Annotated in this window: 14 protein-coding genes and 1 pseudogene; 3 read left to right on the top strand and 12 right to left on the bottom strand. The window is 59.6% G+C overall.

Annotated elements, in window-relative coordinates; translation table 11 throughout:
- Nucleotides 1–350 precede the first annotated feature (350 nt).
- Nucleotides 351–2,549, top strand: a complete 2,199-nt coding sequence (fhuE, locus tag QMM04_RS15000) for a ferric-rhodotorulic acid/ferric-coprogen receptor FhuE (protein ID WP_282996449.1) — start codon at nt 351–353, stop codon at nt 2,547–2,549.
- Nucleotides 2,550–2,650: 101 nt separating this feature from the next.
- On the opposite strand, the gene QMM04_RS14995 is transcribed toward fhuE, so the two are convergent.
- Complete coding sequence (locus tag QMM04_RS14995) at nt 2,651–3,550, bottom strand: nickel transporter (RefSeq protein WP_211726879.1); 900 nt, start codon at nt 3,548–3,550, stop codon at nt 2,651–2,653.
- A gap of 160 nt (nt 3,551–3,710) precedes the next feature.
- Between QMM04_RS14995 and fetA the strand changes: the two genes are divergently transcribed.
- Together fetA and fetB are read left to right on the top strand one after the other, a co-directional pair.
- Nucleotides 3,711–4,379 (top strand): iron ABC transporter ATP-binding protein FetA, encoded by a 669-nt coding sequence (fetA, locus tag QMM04_RS14990; protein ID WP_238562091.1) that lies wholly within the window; start codon nt 3,711–3,713, stop codon nt 4,377–4,379.
- Complete coding sequence (fetB, locus tag QMM04_RS14985; protein ID WP_058781532.1) at nt 4,366–5,127, top strand: iron export ABC transporter permease subunit FetB; 762 nt, start codon at nt 4,366–4,368, stop codon at nt 5,125–5,127. The genes fetA and fetB overlap by 14 nt, the downstream gene beginning before the upstream one ends.
- Nucleotides 5,128–5,210: 83 nt before the next feature.
- Here the strand turns inward: fetB and QMM04_RS14980 are convergent, their stop codons facing one another.
- The 11 genes and pseudogenes from QMM04_RS14980 to QMM04_RS14930 all read right to left on the bottom strand — a co-directional run.
- Entirely contained in the window at nt 5,211–5,510 is a 300-nt protein-coding gene (locus tag QMM04_RS14980) for a YicS family protein (protein WP_282996448.1), read from the bottom strand.
- Nucleotides 5,507–6,529: pseudogene (locus QMM04_RS14975) on the bottom strand (HAD family hydrolase). Before QMM04_RS14975 ends, QMM04_RS14980 begins: the two are co-directional and overlap by 4 nt.
- Nucleotides 6,526–7,542 carry an oxygen tolerance domain protein gene (locus QMM04_RS14970; protein ID WP_282996447.1) on the bottom strand — a complete coding sequence of 339 codons (1,017 nt, stop codon included), beginning with the start codon at nt 7,540–7,542 and terminating at the stop codon, nt 6,526–6,528. Before QMM04_RS14970 ends, QMM04_RS14975 begins: the two are co-directional and overlap by 4 nt.
- Entirely contained in the window at nt 7,539–9,041 is a 1,503-nt protein-coding gene (locus QMM04_RS14965; protein ID WP_282996446.1) for a VWA domain-containing protein, read from the bottom strand. Before QMM04_RS14965 ends, QMM04_RS14970 begins: the two co-directional genes overlap by 4 nt.
- Complete coding sequence (locus tag QMM04_RS14960; protein ID WP_282996445.1) at nt 9,038–10,015, bottom strand: VWA domain-containing protein; 978 nt, start codon at nt 10,013–10,015, stop codon at nt 9,038–9,040. Before QMM04_RS14960 ends, QMM04_RS14965 begins: the two co-directional genes overlap by 4 nt.
- On the bottom strand, nt 10,008–10,445 hold the full coding sequence (locus tag QMM04_RS14955; RefSeq protein ID WP_282996444.1) for a DUF4381 family protein: 438 nt from the start codon (nt 10,443–10,445) through the stop codon (nt 10,008–10,010). The genes QMM04_RS14960 and QMM04_RS14955 overlap by 8 nt, the downstream gene beginning before the upstream one ends.
- A complete protein-coding gene (locus tag QMM04_RS14950) occupies nt 10,426–11,355 on the bottom strand; it encodes a DUF58 domain-containing protein (protein WP_021509042.1) in 930 nt (309 codons plus the stop codon). Before QMM04_RS14950 ends, QMM04_RS14955 begins: the two co-directional genes overlap by 20 nt.
- Nucleotides 11,352–12,353: a MoxR family ATPase gene (locus tag QMM04_RS14945; protein ID WP_059012126.1), complete on the bottom strand. Its 1,002-nt coding sequence runs from the start codon at nt 12,351–12,353 to the stop codon at nt 11,352–11,354. Before QMM04_RS14945 ends, QMM04_RS14950 begins: the two co-directional genes overlap by 4 nt.
- Nucleotides 12,350–13,645: an anaerobic sulfatase maturase gene (locus tag QMM04_RS14940; protein WP_059012125.1), complete on the bottom strand. Its 1,296-nt coding sequence runs from the start codon at nt 13,643–13,645 to the stop codon at nt 12,350–12,352. The genes QMM04_RS14945 and QMM04_RS14940 overlap by 4 nt, the downstream gene beginning before the upstream one ends.
- Nucleotides 13,646–13,693: 48 nt before the next feature.
- On the bottom strand, nt 13,694–15,277 hold the full coding sequence (locus QMM04_RS14935; protein WP_058770243.1) for an arylsulfatase: 1,584 nt from the start codon (nt 15,275–15,277) through the stop codon (nt 13,694–13,696).
- A 32-nt stretch (nt 15,278–15,309) separates the two neighbouring features.
- A partial coding sequence (locus QMM04_RS14930) for a hypothetical protein (RefSeq protein ID WP_282996443.1) occupies nt 15,310–15,644 on the bottom strand: 335 nt, incomplete at its 5' end.

Below are 15,644 nucleotides of genomic sequence, written 5' to 3'. Positions count from 1 at the left end.
ACCTTCCCATCGGCAGCGTAATTATAAATCAATGGCGGTGACCGGGTACCAGGCTGGTACATGCGTGGTGTTCAGATGCCATAGCAGGATGCAGGCACAGCCGTTTAGGCGGGGAGGCCGTAGGTCACGCACCGTTTGACTCAGATTAAGGATGATTTCAGGCGTGATAGTTTCCTGTAAAGCAGTATCAGTGCCGTTACTCCCTGAAGCATAAGATTTTTTCGCAGTGTAAAGGCGTCAGAAAGGCAGTAACAATTTCTTGCAATGTTAATCTTAATGCGTATATTTCTCATTTGCTTTCTTAACCATATGCTCACCACAAAATAACGATAAGCCGATTGAGGAATATTATGTCTTGCAAAGAGATGCGCGTCAGGGACGCAGGTCTTGCGCCGCAGCGCGCGCTGCGCCTGTCACTGCTGGCAGTGCTGGTTGCCTCGGGTGTCGCTCAGGCGGCCGATACGCAAAACAGTGAGGCCACCCTGACCGTTGATGCCAGCGCCAGCGCAGAAGCGCAGCAGGCGCAGGCCGCAGCGGATTACAGCGTACCGGTGACGCGGGCCGGCACCAAAATGGCGCTGACCGCACGTGATATTCCCCAGTCGGTCACCATCGTCAGCAAACAGCGCATGCAGGATCAACAGCTGCAGTCGCTGAACGACGTACTGAGCAACACCACCGGCATCCACGGTGTGGCCGCCGATATGGACCGCATCAATTACTATTCGCGCGGTTTTCTGATTGATAATTACATGACCGACGGCATTCCGACCGCGTTTGCCCAGCGCTGGAACCTCGGTGATGCGCAGACCGATACCGCGCTGTACGAACGCGTCGAAGTGGTGCGTGGCGCAACGGGCCTGCTGACCGGACCGGGCAATCCTTCTGCTGCCATCAACATGGTGCGTAAACATGCCGACAGCAAAGAGTTTACCGGTAGCCTTGAAGCTGGCTATGGCAGCTGGAATAAGCAGCGTTACGTCGCCGATCTTTCTGCACCGCTGTCACCGGAAGGCGACGTGCGCGGTCGCCTGGTTGCCGGCTATGAAGACAAAAACAGCTTCATTGAACGCTACGGCGCCGATAAGAAGTTTATCTACGGTGTGGTCGACGCTGACGTGACGGACGCCACCAGACTGTCCGTTGGTTATGAATTCAGCCAGGTGAACACGGATTCACCGATGTGGGGCGGCGCGCCACGCTGGTACACCGACGGCACGCAGATCCACACCCGTCGCGGCTATAACACCGCACCTGAATGGGCTTACAACAACAAAGAAAATAAAAAGGTCTTTGTTAACCTGCAGCAGAATTTCGATAACGGCTGGAACATCACCCTTAACGGCACGCATAACGAGATGTTCCTCGACAGCAAGCAGCTGTATCTCGACGGTTACTTCGATAAAACCACTGGCGCAGGCGTCTCTGGCTATGCCGGCTATCCGGTAGTGGGCGGAACCGGCTACAACACCGGCAAACGTAAGGTGGATGCGGTAGACGCCTTCGCCAGCGGTCCTTATGAACTGCTGGGCCGCCAGCATGAACTGATGGTCGGGGTGAACTACAGCCGTCAGGACAACAAATATTACAGCGCCTGGGCCAACATTTCGTCAGCCGAGCTGGGCAACTTCAACCAGTTTAACGGCGATTTCCCGGAAACCGACTGGAATCCGCGTGAACCTGCGGCCGACACCCAACTGGTACGGCAGAAGTCAGCGTATCTTGCGACGCGCATCAATCTGGCCGATCCGCTGCACCTGATTGTCGGGGCGCGCTACACCAACTGGAACCGCCAGACGCTGACGGCAGAGATGGAGAAAAACAACATCACGCCGTACGGGGGGGTGATTTGGGACTTCTACGATAACTGGTCTGCCTACGCCAGCTACACTTCGGTGTTCCAGCCGCAGGATTATCAGGATGCGTCAGGCGCTTATCTCTCGCCGGTGATTGGCAAAAACTACGAAGCCGGCGTGAAGTCTGACTGGTTCAACAGCCGTCTGACCACCTCGGTATCGATCTTCCGCACCGAACTGGATAACGTCGGTCAGAGCACCGGACAGACCAATGCGCAGACCGGTAACACCATTTACGTGGCGAAGAAGGGCGTGGTAAGTCGTGGCGTCGAGTTTGAGGTGAATGGGGCGCTGACCGATAACTGGCAGATGACCTTTGGCGGGACTTCGTATGTGGCGGAAGACGCCAACGGCGATCGCTATAATTCACAGCTGCCGCGCACGTCGTTCAACCTGTTCACCAGCTATCGCCTGCCGATGCTGGACCAGCTGACGCTGGGCGGCGGGGTGAACTGGCAGGCGGGAACTTACGCGGATATCAGTGGCCCGGATGGCAATGGCACCTGGCGCACCCGTCAGGGCAGCTATGCGCTGGTGGATCTGTTCGCGCGCTACGACGTGACCAAAAACCTCAGCCTGCAGGCCAACCTGAATAACCTGTTCGACAAAGAGTACGACGAAAACGTCGACAGCACCGGCATCGTCTACGGCGAACCGCGCAATTTTATGCTGTCCGCGAAATACCGTTTCTGATCAGTAAGCCAGAGCCCAAAGCGGCACCTGACGTTCCCTCTCCCGCGTGCGGGAGAGGGTTAGGGTGAGGGGAAAACCGCACCCTCCCCAACCCATGCACCTCAACATCCCGCCGCAATATAATCCCCGTTGGCACTCACCGGCACCACGGTAAAAAACAACACCAGCGCAAACATCACCAGCAATATCCCACCGGCGATCCGCACCGCTCTTAGCAGCGATGCCGCCTGCGGCGAGCGTTCTGTCAGCCACAGCTGCCCGGCGCGCTGACGGTAATGCTGCACAAACAGTGCCAGCGCCACCAGCGCCATGCCGGTACCGAGCGCCATACTCATCACCGCCAGCATGCCCCAGCGCGTAATGCCGATGACGCTGGCGAATAGCAGCACCGTCAGCGCACCGCTGCACGGCCGCACGCCGGTGGCAATAATAATGCCCGTCCAGCTTTTCCAGTCGCTGTGGTGCCCAGCCGCGACGCCATGCGCGTGGCCGCAATGATCATGATTATGCTCCGCTGGCGGCCTGCGCCAGGCTTGCAGCAGCATCATCACGCCCAGCCCGGCGATGAACACAGCGCTGGCTTTCTCCAGATACCAGCGGCTCAGGCTGAGATCGCCGGTGGTCAGGTTAAAACCAACCGCGAGGATAAAGACAAAGGCAATCGCGCTCAGCCCTTGCACCAGGCTGCCCAGCAGCGGCACGCTCAGCGCCACGCCGCGCGGGGGCTGATGAGTGGTCAGCCAGGTGGTAACGATAAATTTACCGTGGCCGGGACCCACCGCGTGCAGAATGCCGTAAATGAAGGTCACAGCCAGCAGCCACAGTCCGGCACTGCACTGGCCGCTATTGATTTGCAGTAAATGGGTAACCAGCAGCCGGTGCAGCTGAATCTGACTTTGCAGCGCCCATGCCTGAAACGCGCTCCAGTGCAACGACAGCAGCGTCAGCGCGCTCAGCAGCAGCACGCTCGCGCAGAGAAATCCGGTTTTGGTGGCGGTCATAGTAATGAAGAAAGTGGTCCTGAATGTCACCAGCATGCGGATTTCTGCCGCGTTGTAAAGCCACGGCGGTTAAACGGCAGCCGCTCTCCGCGTCGTGACGCATTCCCCTGCCTTGTGCAGCTGTCTATAATCTGCCGACAATTTCTCACGGATACCTTTTATGTCTGCTGATTCTCCTTTGCTGGCGGTACAAGACGTCACGCTGGCCGTGCAGGGGCGCACCTTGCTGGCACCGGTATCACTGCAGCTGTACGCAGGTGAAACGCTGTTGCTCACCGGCCCGTCCGGCAGCGGCAAAAGCACGTTGCTGAAAATTATTGCCTCACTGCTGGAGCCCGATAGCGGCGAGATCCTGTTTCAGCAGCGGGATATTCACACGCTGAAAGTCGAACACTATCGCCAGCAGGTCTCCTACTGTTTCCAGACACCGCAACTGTTTGGTGACACGGTCTACGATAACCTGGCGCTGCCGTGGCAGCTGCGTCAGCAACAACCGTCACGCGAGCAGCTGGTGGCGGCGTTGCGCAGTCTGCATTTATCCGGCGACCTGCTGGACAAAAACATTGCCGGACTCTCTGGTGGTGAAAAGCAGCGGGTGGCTTTGCTGCGCAATCTGCAGTTTCTGCCACAGGTATTGTTGCTGGACGAAGTGACCAGCGCACTGGACGAGCCCAATAAACAACGGGTTAACCAGCTGATTGCCGCGCTGGTGGCGGAAAAAGGGCTGGCGGTGATCCGTATCAGCCATGACGTACAGGAGATTGATGCCGCTGAGCGTATTCTGCGGCTGACCCCACCCGCAGCGGGAGAACAGTATGAATCAGCATAATATCAGCGACAGCTCGCTGCTGCTTTCACTCATGCTGGTGCTGGTAGCGCTGCTGATTAGCCAGAAAGAGAAGCTGGGGATGAGCAAAGACATTCTGTGGAGTGTCACGCGCGCTATTATCCAGCTGGTGATCGTCGGCTACGTGCTGAAGTCAATTTTCGATGTCAATAATGACTGGCTGACGCTGCTGATGGTGCTGTTTATCTGCGTCAATGCAGCGCTGAATGCGCGCAAACGCAGCCAGCAGATCGATCATGGTTTTATCATCGCGCTGGTGGCGATTACCAGCGGTACGGCACTGACGCTAACGGTGCTGCTGCTGAGCGGCGCCATTGCCTTTGTTCCCATGCAGGTAATCCCCATTTCCGGCATGATTGCCGGTAACGCCATGGTGGCGGTCGGGCTGTGTTTCACCAATCTCAATCAGCGCTTTAGCGACAACCAGCAAAAAATCATGGAGATGCTCAGCCTGGGCGCGCCGATCAAACGCGCATCCGCCGGGCTGATGCGTGACAGTATTCGTGCCGCGATGATCCCCACCGTTGACGGCGCGAAAACGGTGGGGCTGGTAAGTCTGCCAGGCATGATGTCCGGGTTGATTTTTGCCGGGATCGATCCGGTAAAGGCCATCAAATACCAGATCATGGTGACGTTTATGCTGATTGCCACCGCCAGCCTGTCGACCATCATCGCGGCGTATCTGTCCTACCGTCGCTTTTACACCGCGCGGGCGCAGCTCAAACCGTAGATCACGCCTGAAACCGTAGCGCCACGCCGCTGGCCTGTTCCGCGCTGACCACGATGGCGTCTGGCGTTTCCTGTCAGCGACGATCAGCTAAAATCCGGGCAGGTTATCTGCGACATCAGCTGCTGATAATGCTGATGCTTGCCCATCTTCAGCGCATCAGCCGCCTGCAACAGCGCGTTGTGATTGCTCTTATCCGCCAGAAAGGTCTGCTTGATTTTTTCGTCGTCGATGGAGACCGGCACGCGGCAGTGAGTGCGCAGATCGTTGATCATGGTCTGCTGCCGCAGCGCCAGTGCCAGATTCTCATACGGCGATACCGCCAGCGCAGACGTGGCACTCAGGGTGAGCAGGGCGATCATGGCAGTGAAAGGTAATGTTTTCATTTTGCTTCTCCTTGATGAACGGAAACGGCGGCCGGGCACTGGGCGGGATCGAACACCGTACCCCAGTCCTGTTTCATATCGACAACGGTCCAGCCATAGTGCGCGGCCAGCCTGAGACCGTTAACCAGTTTGCCGCTGGCCGGCGGATGCGCATCGTAGGCGTATTCCCGCTGTGCATCGGTGTGATGCACCAGCAGCCCGAAGGTGCTGGCGGCAGGGTTGCCCGAGGTGTATTGCAGCATCGGCACATCGCCGTCGCTGTTGCCGAACGCTGCTACCGGCCGATGACCCATGAACAGATGGATGGCCACCGGTTTGGCCGCTTCATCATCATAAAATGCACCATTCATGGTTTTCCGCAACTGCGTGCCGTTGTCGCTGAGTGAAAATTCCGCAAGGGAAAACGAGCCAACCACTTGCTCAGGTGGAATGCCGTACATCTGTTCCGCCAGCACGCGCATAAAATCGATGCCGCCGCCGGAGATAATCCAGGTGCGGAAACCGTGAGCGCGCAGATAATCCAGCAGCTGGCGCATCGGCAGATAGCCCATGCGATCGTAGCGGCAGCCAAAACGCGTATCCCGCTGCGTCGCCACCCAGTTCTGCACGCGTTGTGCAAACTCATCGGTGGTGATACCGCTGTGCGTCAGTGTCAGCAAATGCATCAGCCCCTTTTTCCCGCTGGCGGCAATAGCGGCCGTGTTGTTGCTGAGCACCGCCTGCACCAGCGCATCCTGCTGCCACTGCGGATGCTACGGTGCCAGCCGTTTCACTTCATCGAGCGCAAACTGCAGCTGAAAGGTGAGCGGTGCTTCCGGCCATAGCGTGCCGTCATTATCGAACACCACGTAGCGCTGGTTAATAGGAATAAAGTCAGCGCTGCCGGCGCGGGTGGTTTCATCCACCCACTGTGTAATGGCACGCTTTGCCGCACCGTCACGCCAGGCGGAGAGATCGTCAGCCTGACTGACGCCAGCGAGGCACAGCGTGAGGCCCGCCAGTATAGAAACAGTTTTCATCGGCGACTCCTGTGATGTGGAACGAGATCGGGCAGCGCATGAATACGCCACAGGCGGCTCCACGCATGGCCGGCAAACATCAGCGCCTGACGCAGTAAATGGCGGCCAGTCCACAGCACCGCGACGAGGAGAACCACGGTTGCGGCGAGCAGCAGCCACTGCCACCAGGGGCGTTCAGGCCCGGCACGCAGCACCTGTTCGCTGCCGGCCGTGCGCGCAGGCAGAATGTCATAGTGATGGGCGGGCAGCGTGGCGAGCTGCCATGTCTGTTGTCGGGTATCCCACCAGCGCAGCTGCACCGGCGGCAGCGTCAGGCTGCCGGCGCTGTCCGGCAGATAGCGCAGCCGCTCGCGTCGCTGGCTGCCAGTGATTTCACCGCGTCCGCTGGTCAGGACGCTAACCTCGGGCGTCAGCAGCTGGGTAATGGCACCGGGCAAATCGATCAGCACCGGTGGAATCTGTCCGGAGACCACACCACTGGCCTGCAGCGTAATCTGACGTTCCACCACGTCGCCTGCGTGTAGCGCGTCGCCCTGCGCGGCACGATACAGTGTCACTTTTTCCTGCAGATGAAGCGTGGCGGCGGGCAGGAAGCGATCCGGCTGCTGCACACCCGGCGGCCAGCGCACATTTTTTTCCAGCGCTGGCAGCGTAACGGTCTGCGGCGGCTGGCCCGCGGATTGCAGGGTGATGTGCAGCGCCGGCAGCTGCAGTTTGCCCTGATCCCAGGCCATCAGCTGGCGCTCCATGCGGATGCCGCTCCAGCTGACACCGTCACGCTGACGCGATACCAGCTGATTGGGAATGGCCGCCGGCAACAGCGTGCCGTTGCTGACCGGGAAGTCAGGCCACTGTGGCGGCGGGTTAAACCAGCTATCGGTCCAGTAGGTTACCGCGACGCGCAGCGGCTGACCCGGCACCAAACGGTCATCGCCAACCAGCTCGCGCGTGATGTCCATCGCGGCGCGCGCGGGCCCGGTCAGCAGCAACAGGCAAATCAGCAGCGTTCTCATGGTGACTCCTGACGATAGAGATTTTCCAGCAGGCCACCGGGCGACAGGCTGAGATTGTCGTACCACTGACTGACCTGCGGTGCCGCGTGACCTGCAGGCTGCATGACCTGCTGCGCGACGCCCTGCTGTTTGTGCAGGTCTTTTTTGCTGCCGTCAGGATCGTAATCCTGCTCTTTTCCCTGTGCCGCCTGGCGATCGCGCTCCTGCTGACGAAGCTGCATCACAATGCGCGCGATGCTGGCGCGATTTTGCTGTGCCATTCGCCAGTCGGGACGCAGGCTCAGCGCCTGATCGTAATGCTGCAGCGCCTGCTGCCACTGTTTCTGCTGCGCCAGGCTGTTGCCCAGCCACAGCAGCGATTCAGGCGTCACGGGTGCCTGACGAAAAGCGCCGCTGGCGTCGGAAAAATCACCGGCATAGTAGAGCGCAATGCCGCGGCGCAGCGGATCAACATAGTGCTGCGCCGCGCGCGCGTAATCCTGCCGTTGAAAGGCATGTTGCCCTTGCAGGTCGGGCGGGATAAACGCATCCAGCAGCGCGGCGGCGGCCGGCGGCGTTATCCCACTGAGCGGCAATACAATCAGCACTATCAGTATCTGACGACGCCACCACAGCAGCAGCAACAACATCGGCGCAATCAGCCAGTAGCCGCTGTTGTGCCACGGCAGATCCTCGCGACTGTTTTGCTGGGCGCTGAGGCTTTGCTGAATATGGTGCCTGATGGCAGGCAGATCGCTGTCATCGGGGGTGGCGAGCGTAACCGCCACGCCGTTGTCGCGTAGCTGCTGGAAGCGCGCCACGTTGAGGCGGGTATCAATAGCCTGACTGGCGAAAGCGGGCGGCAAGGGGCCGCCGGGCGCGGTGCCGGGCACCCACAGCTGCAGCGGCAGCGAGGTCTGGCTGAGCAACCGGGCATCTTCCTGGCGCAACGTATCGGCCACCAGCACAATGCTGCGCGGCGTGTCCGGCATATTATCATCGGCAAGCCTGAGAGCGGCCGCCAGGCCATTGCCCTGACCGTCCGGCAGTAACGTTGGCTGCTGCGCCTGCAAGAACAGCGAGTAAAAGGCCGGATCGTTGGTCAGCGGCGTGGTCAGCCAGGCACCGCCGCGATACACCACCAGACCAAAGTGGCTACCCGGCATCTGCTGCATCAGCTGAGCGATCTTATGCTGCATGCGCTGATGCCGGTCGGGCGGGAGATCCTGCGCCAGCATGCTGAGATCCTGTTGCAGAATCACCATCACGTTACTTTGCGGCGTAACGCCGCCCGGCAACGCCTTCTGCCATGACGGCCCTGCCAGCGCCAGCACGCCGAGCGCCAGCAGCCACGGAACGGGTGACAACCGCTGCAGTCGCTTACCGGTAATCAGGGCGTGAAACGGCGCTGTCATAATGCGCTGCCAGGCGCTGCGCGGCGCGCGCAATAGCCACGCCAGTGCCAGACAAATCAGCAGCCCGGACAGCCACCACGGATGCATAAAATGAAAGCCATTCATGCTGCACGCTCCCGCAGGCGCGCCAGCAACAACGCCGCGGTTAACAGCGCCAGCGCCGCGCCGAGCGGCCAGGCAAACAGCGGTCGCGTAAACGACAGACCGAGCGTCGCCACCTGCGCGGGCATTTGGGCGTCAATGGTTTGCCAGACACGTTGCAGTGCGCTGCCTGAGGTAGCCGCCTGAAACGCACTACCGCCTGTGATGCGGGCAATATCCTGCATCAGCGCGCTATCGACTTTGTCCTCGCCGCTGGCGTTAATATCGCCAAAGGCGATGGTATCAACCTGCACCTGATGCTCTGCTGCCAGCTGCGCAGCGAGGGCGGGCGGCAGCTGTGAAGCGGTATCGTTGCCGTCGGTAAGTAAAATCACCATGCGGCTGGCGTCCTGTTCCAGGCTGCTGTCCAGCAGTTTGACCGCTACCCCCAGCGCATCGCCGATGGCGGTTTGCTGGCCCACCATGCCGGGTGCCAGCTGGTTGATGCGCGCCAGCAGTGCCTGCTTATCGGCGCTGATCGGCGCAAACGGCCACGCCTGACTGGCAAAAATCACCAGCCCGATGCGATCGCGGGTTCGCTGGAGCACAAAATTGTGCACCGAGCGCTGCACCGCCTGCAGGCGAGTGGTGCCCGCGCCGGCGTCGTTTTTCGCCATCGAACCGGAAACATCCAGCACCAGCACCACATTGCGCATCGGCTTATGCTGTAGCTGCGGTGGCAACAGCAGCTCAGGGCGCGCCAGCGCGGCCAGTAACAGCAGCCACACCAGCCAGAACAGCAGCGTTTGAGACCAGCGGCTGGCCGGTGGGGCATTCTCCAGACGCAACTCCCTCACCAGTTCCGGCAGGAACGGCACGCGCACCTCTTCGCTGACCGGCTGGCGTGGCGGTAGCAGAAAGCGCGTCAGCAGCGGCAGCGGCAGCAGGAGCCAGACCCACGGCCAGGCAAAATCGAAGCGGGTAAGCAGTTCAGACATCGGGCAGTGCCTCCAGCCAGCGCCGCAGTTGGCTGCGCAGGCGCTGCATTTCATCAGGCGACAGGCTATTGTCCGACTGGCAGTAACCGTCAAGCAGCCGCTGATAGGTTGCAGCATCCAGCGGTAGCTCCTGCAGTAACTGGCTGAGGCTCAGTTCACTGACCTGAGCACGTGGCTGGTGCACCAGCCGCACCCGCTTAATCAGCCGCAGCCAGCTATCAATGCTGTTGTCGTGACGTAAAACCTGACGCGCTTCACGCCGCCAGCGGTTGCGCCGCCAGCGCGCTGTGCGCCACAGGGCCAGCAGCACAAGCAGGGCCGTTAACGCGCCCGCCAGCCACCACCAGCCCGCAGGCAGCGGCAGCCAGGAGACCGCGGGCGGCAGGTCAGGATGCAGTAGTGGCGGAACGCTAAAGCCTTTTTCCAGCATGCTCGTCTCCCTGCGTCAGCTGACGCAATAACGGTTCACTCACCACAATGTGCTGCACGCGGATGCCGAGCCGCAGCAGTCGCGTCTGCTGCTGTGCCAGCCGGGCGGTGACCCGCTCGCTAATCTGCTGACGCAACGCGGGCGAAAGCGGCAGCGTAACGTGCTGATGCTGGTAATGCGCGGCGAGATAGCCCTGATGCGGAAGCCGCAGATGCAGATCGTCGAGCAGCACAAAGGCGGTGATATCACACCGGCGCGCCAGCGCCGCCAGCAGCGCGTCACTCTGAGCGTCAAGATCGTGGAAATCGCTGATCAGTGCCAGCCAGCTTCCGGCAGGCACCTGAGCGCGGATACGTTGCAGCACCTGATGGAGTGGCAGACTGCTGGCGGGCTCCTGCGGATAGCGCGCCGGCAGCTGATTATTCATTTGATGCAGGTCGTTCAGGCACGGCGCCAGGGCGAGTTTCGGCGAGCGGCAGCGCTGCAATCTCAGGGAATCATCGCTGAACACGGCGGCCCCGAGACGATCGCCATCGTGCCAGCTACGCCACGCCAGCAGCGCTGCCAGATGGGCGGCGGCGACCGATTTGGTGTGCCCGCGTGTGGCGAAATACATATCCAGGCGCTGATCGACCAGCAGAAATACCGGCCGCTCGCGCTCTTCGTTATACAAGCGCACCCAGGGTGTGCGCAGACGCGCGGTGGCCTGCCAGTCGATCAGCCGCACATCATCGCCCGGCTGATAGCGGCGCAGGCTGTCAAAATTGAGTCCGCGTCCCTGCTGACGCGACACGCGCTCGCCGGCCATCGCGCCGGGTGGCAGCTGAGCCGGCGGATTGCGCAGCTGCTGCGCTGCACCCGCCAGCGCCAGCAGGCCGGGCAGGGTGACGGCCAGTGCGGTATCCGTCATGCGACCACCGCATCCAGCAGCATGCGCACCACGTCATCGGCGGTCACCTGGTCGGCGCTGGCCTGATAACTCAGCAGCAGACGATGCCGCAGCACGGCCGGGGCAATGCGCTGAATATCGTCCGGCAACACCGCATCACGCCCTTCGAGCCACGCCTGCGCGCGCCCGGCGCGGTCCAGTGCCAGCGTGCCGCGCGGGCTGATACCCAGCGCCACATAACTGGCAAAGGTGTCGCTGACCTGCTGCGGCTGGCGCGTCATTTCCACCAGCGAGACGATGTAATCTTCCACCGTGGGCGCGACGTAAATGTCGGAGATGGCCTGCCAGCAGCAACCCATATCCGCCTGGCTGATTTTCACCGGCGGCGGCGCAGCGGCGCTGACGGCAGAGGTGTCCTGTTCGCGATATTTTGCCTGCTGTTCGGCGCGCACCAGCTGCATCACGCGCTGTTCATTCTCTTTCGAGGGATAGTGCACCAGCACTTTCATCAGGAAGCGATCCAGCTGCGCTTCCGGCAGAGGCCAGGTGCCTTCCTGATCAACCGGGTTTTGCGTCGCCAGCACCATAAATACGCCGGGCAGCGGCCAGCTGTTGCCCGCCACCGTGACATGACGCTCCTCCATGGCTTCCAGCAACGCCGACTGCACGCGGGCCGAGGCGCGGTTGATCTCATCGGCCAGAATCAGGTTGCCGAACACCGGGCCTGGCCGGAAACGAAACTGCTCCTCTTCACGCGTGGCGTGTTGCTGATAAATTTCGCTGCCGGTGATATCCGAGGGCAGCAGATCCGGTGTGAACTGAATACGGCTGAAGTCGCCTTCAATGTGGCGCGCCAGCTCACGCACCGCACGGGTTTTGGCCAGTCCGGGCAGTCCTTCCAGCAGAACGTGGCCGTCGCACAGCAGCGCGATAATCAGCATGCGCACCAGCTCTGGCTGACCCAGCACCTGCTGGTTCATGCTCGCTTCCAGGTCGAGAAACCGTTGCCGCAGGGTCATTGCGTCACTCCCTGTTTTTCCCGCTCAAGCAGCGTGGCGATACCTACCAGGATCGGCTGAGCATAGGAAAAAAACGCTTTGATGCCGGGACAGAGATAGTTAAGGCCGGGTTCACCCTCTGCGCTGCGCACGATGCGGTTTTTCGGGCATTCGCCCCAGCATAATTTGAGGTAAGGACAGCGTTTGCAGACGGCGGGCAGGGAGTCGCGTTTCCCGAGGCCAAACGCTTTTTGCCGTTCGGAAAACGCCAGGTGCGCCAGTTTAGTGTTGGCAATATTGCCCAGCTGATACTCCGGATAGACGTAGTGATCGCAGGCATAGATATCACCGTTTTTTTCAATGGCGAGGCCCTTGCCGCAGAACTCTGAGGTCACGCAGATCTGGCCCGGCAGGCCCAGGGTTTGCGCCACTGCCGTTTCAAACAGGTTAACCTGTACGCGGCCTAAATCATTGTTGACCCACTCTTCAAACACGGCGATGAGAAAGCGTCCCCAGTCATCGGGATCGACCGACCAGTCGGTCACCACCGAGTCGAGATCGCCCGGCCGCGCGCGGCGGGAACCGCTCACCGGGATGCTGTCATCGCGCCAGAACTGCGGCGCGGTTTGGGTAAAATCGACCGGCTCGACGCAGGGATTGAATTGCAGATAGGTCGCGCCCAGTTCGCGCGTGAGAAAGCGGTACACCTGCAGCGGAAAGCGTGCATTGGTCCGGTTGACCGTGACCAGCGCGTTGAACGGCACGCCGTGGCGTTGCAGCGCCGCCACACCCGCCATCACTTTGTCGAAAGTCGGTTTACCGCTGCGTGTTACGCGATAGCGATCGTGCAACTCGCGCGGGCCATCAATCGACAGCCCGACCAGAAAGTGATGCTGCTTCAGAAAGCGCGCCCAGCTATCGTTCAGCAGGATGCCATTGGTTTGCAGATCATTCTCGATGCGTTGTCCTGGCTTCTGATACTTTTGCTGCAGCGCCACCACCTTTTCGAACCACGGCAACCCCATCAGCGTCGGTTCACCGCCTTGCCAGGAGAACACCACCTGATCGCCATCCTGACTATCAATGTACTGGCGAATATAGTTTTCCAGCACTTCATCGGACATGCCGCTGTGATGATCCTGCTGCAGCAGCTGCTCTTTATGCAGGTAAAAACAGTAGTTGCAGTCGATATTGCAGCGCGAGCCGGTGGGTTTGGCCATTACGTGAAAGCGGCGTTTATACGCCGGGCCGATGCCGTTGTATTTTTCCGCCGAGGGCAACGGGCGAACCGGCAGTGTGGTGCTGTATTTCATCAATGCCTCCGAATACCGGGCACGGCGTGCCCGGCTGTGAGTGATAACTCAGTTGGTGGCCGGGCTGCCTTCGTCAATCAGTTTCTGCACATCCGAAACGGTGAAAGATCCGGGTTTCTGACGAGGCGGGAACTCTTTGAAGCTTTGCAGCATTTCTGCGGCATATTTCTGCGCGCCACCCAGCAGGAACAGACGGTCATAGAACCAGTGGTTGTAATCCATACCGCTGTCACCGCGCTCCAGCGGGTCGATCTCCAGGTCGAAGATCAGTGGCGTGCGCAGTTTAACGAACGGATATTTCCACAGGTCGAGGCCGGTGTGTTCCTGAATCATGAAATGCGCTTTCCAGCGACCGTAGCGCATCGCTAACAGATCGCCGTCATCGCTCCAGTAGAAGAACTCATTACGCTGGTCGGGCCCTTTGCCCTGCAGGAAATCCAGCTGGTTGTAACCGTCCAGATGCACTTTGTAGGTCATGGCGCTGGTCTTATAGCCTTTCAGCAGCTGCTGTTTGATATCCGGCACGCCCGCTGCGGCAACCAGCGTCGGGAACCAGTCGTTGCTGCCGAAAATATCGTTGATCATCGTGCCGGGCTTAATATGCCCCGGCCATTTGATCATCGCGGGGACGCGGAACCCGCCCTCCCAGCCGGTATTTTTCTCACCGCGGAATGGCGTCATGCCGGCATCAGGCCAGGTGGCGATCATCGGACCGTTGTCGGTGGTGTAAATCACGATGGTGTTATCTTCGATACCCAGGTCTTTAATTTTCTTCAGCACCTCGCCGATCATTTTATCGTGCTCAACCATGCCGTCCGCGTAGTCGCCGAGGCCGGTCACGCCCTGATCCTGCGGTTTAATGTGCGTTTTGTTGTGCATGCGCGTGGTGTTGAACCAGGTAAAAAACGGTTTGCCCGCTTTGACCTGACGCTCCATGAAATCGTTGTTGGCGGCGAGGAACTCTTCATCCACCGTGCCCATACGTTTCACGTTCAGTGGCCCGGTATCTTCAACCTTGCCATCCGCGCTGGCTTTAATGACGCCGCGCGGACCGAACTGTTTACGGTACTCAGGATCTTTCGGATAGTCCGGGTTCTCCGGTTCTTCTTCGGCGTTCAGGTGATACAGATTGCCAAAGAACTCGTCGAAACCGTGTGCGGTAGGCAGGAATTCATTGCGATCGCCCAGATGGTTTTTACCAAACTGACCGGTGGCATAGCCGAGCTGTTTCAGGATCGAGGCAATGGTCGGATCTTCTTTCTGCAGGCCCTGCGGCGCACCTGGCATACCGACTTTACTCATGCCGGTGCGGAACGGCATCTGCCCGGTGATAAACGACGAGCGTCCGGCGGTGGAGCTTTGCTCGGCGTAATACGAGGTGAATTTGGCGCCCTCGGCGGCAATACTGTCGATGTTGGGCGTTTTGTATCCCATGGTACCCTGGTTATAGGAACTGATGTTCCAGTAGCCAATGTCATCGCCAAAAATCACCACGATGTTAGGCTTGCCCGAATTTTGCTCGGGCGCGGTAGAGGGCGTCGGGGATTGAGGAGCCGCATGGGCGCTCCAGGAACAGCAGGCCACAGATAGCATGGACGCTAATAGTGACTTGCTAAAAGGTAATCTGGACATTTCTGCACTCCGATAATTGTATTCCGACCAGGTCAGAATTTTTCCGACCGAATAAGTGCTGCGCAGACGGTTATTTCCTCCTTACCCTGAAAGGACGGCAGATGAATAAACGCATCTTTTTGATAGCGATTTCCCGGTGCGGAATGGCGGTGCTCAGTCAGTCTGATTATCTGTGATTTTAAATAGTTTTTATTAAAGCGTGGCCCGCTGCACGCAGGCTGCGTGCAGGCGAAAAATATGCGGTGTGCGAGAGGATATAAGTAACCAAGGTATAAAAATGCAAAAAATGAGCAGGCTGTGTATCTGGTTATGTAGCAACCATAGCGGCTCATAACTGGAATGCCAAGTGCTATTTTAAAAATGTGAG

Source organism: Pantoea sp. Pa-EAmG (assembly GCF_030024295.1).
Taxonomy (GTDB): domain Bacteria; phylum Pseudomonadota; class Gammaproteobacteria; order Enterobacterales; family Enterobacteriaceae; genus Pantoea; species Pantoea dispersa.
The sequence above is the reverse complement of the archived record's forward strand: the minus strand, read 5'-3'. Positions and strand labels throughout refer to the sequence as shown.

Coding starts and splice junctions, on each gene's coding strand:
- QMM04_RS14995 (WP_211726879.1), bottom strand. CDS start 3,550: ATGACCGCCACCAAAACCGGATTTCTCTGCGCGAGCGTGCTGCTGCTG.
- QMM04_RS14950 (WP_021509042.1), bottom strand. CDS start 11,355: ATGACGGATACCGCACTGGCCGTCACCCTGCCCGGCCTGCTGGCGCTG.
- QMM04_RS14945 (WP_059012126.1), bottom strand. CDS start 12,353: ATGACCCTGCGGCAACGGTTTCTCGACCTGGAAGCGAGCATGAACCAG.
- fhuE (WP_282996449.1), top strand. CDS start 351: ATGTCTTGCAAAGAGATGCGCGTCAGGGACGCAGGTCTTGCGCCGCAG.
- QMM04_RS14980 (WP_282996448.1), bottom strand. CDS start 5,510: ATGAAAACATTACCTTTCACTGCCATGATCGCCCTGCTCACCCTGAGT.
- QMM04_RS14955 (WP_282996444.1), bottom strand. CDS start 10,445: ATGCTGGAAAAAGGCTTTAGCGTTCCGCCACTACTGCATCCTGACCTG.
- QMM04_RS14965 (WP_282996446.1), bottom strand. CDS start 9,041: ATGAATGGCTTTCATTTTATGCATCCGTGGTGGCTGTCCGGGCTGCTG.
- QMM04_RS14970 (WP_282996447.1), bottom strand. CDS start 7,542: ATGAGAACGCTGCTGATTTGCCTGTTGCTGCTGACCGGGCCCGCGCGC.
- fetA (WP_238562091.1), top strand. CDS start 3,711: ATGTCTGCTGATTCTCCTTTGCTGGCGGTACAAGACGTCACGCTGGCC.
- QMM04_RS14960 (WP_282996445.1), bottom strand. CDS start 10,015: ATGTCTGAACTGCTTACCCGCTTCGATTTTGCCTGGCCGTGGGTCTGG.
- fetB (WP_058781532.1), top strand. CDS start 4,366: ATGAATCAGCATAATATCAGCGACAGCTCGCTGCTGCTTTCACTCATG.
- QMM04_RS14935 (WP_058770243.1), bottom strand. CDS start 15,277: ATGTCCAGATTACCTTTTAGCAAGTCACTATTAGCGTCCATGCTATCT.
- QMM04_RS14940 (WP_059012125.1), bottom strand. CDS start 13,645: ATGAAATACAGCACCACACTGCCGGTTCGCCCGTTGCCCTCGGCGGAA.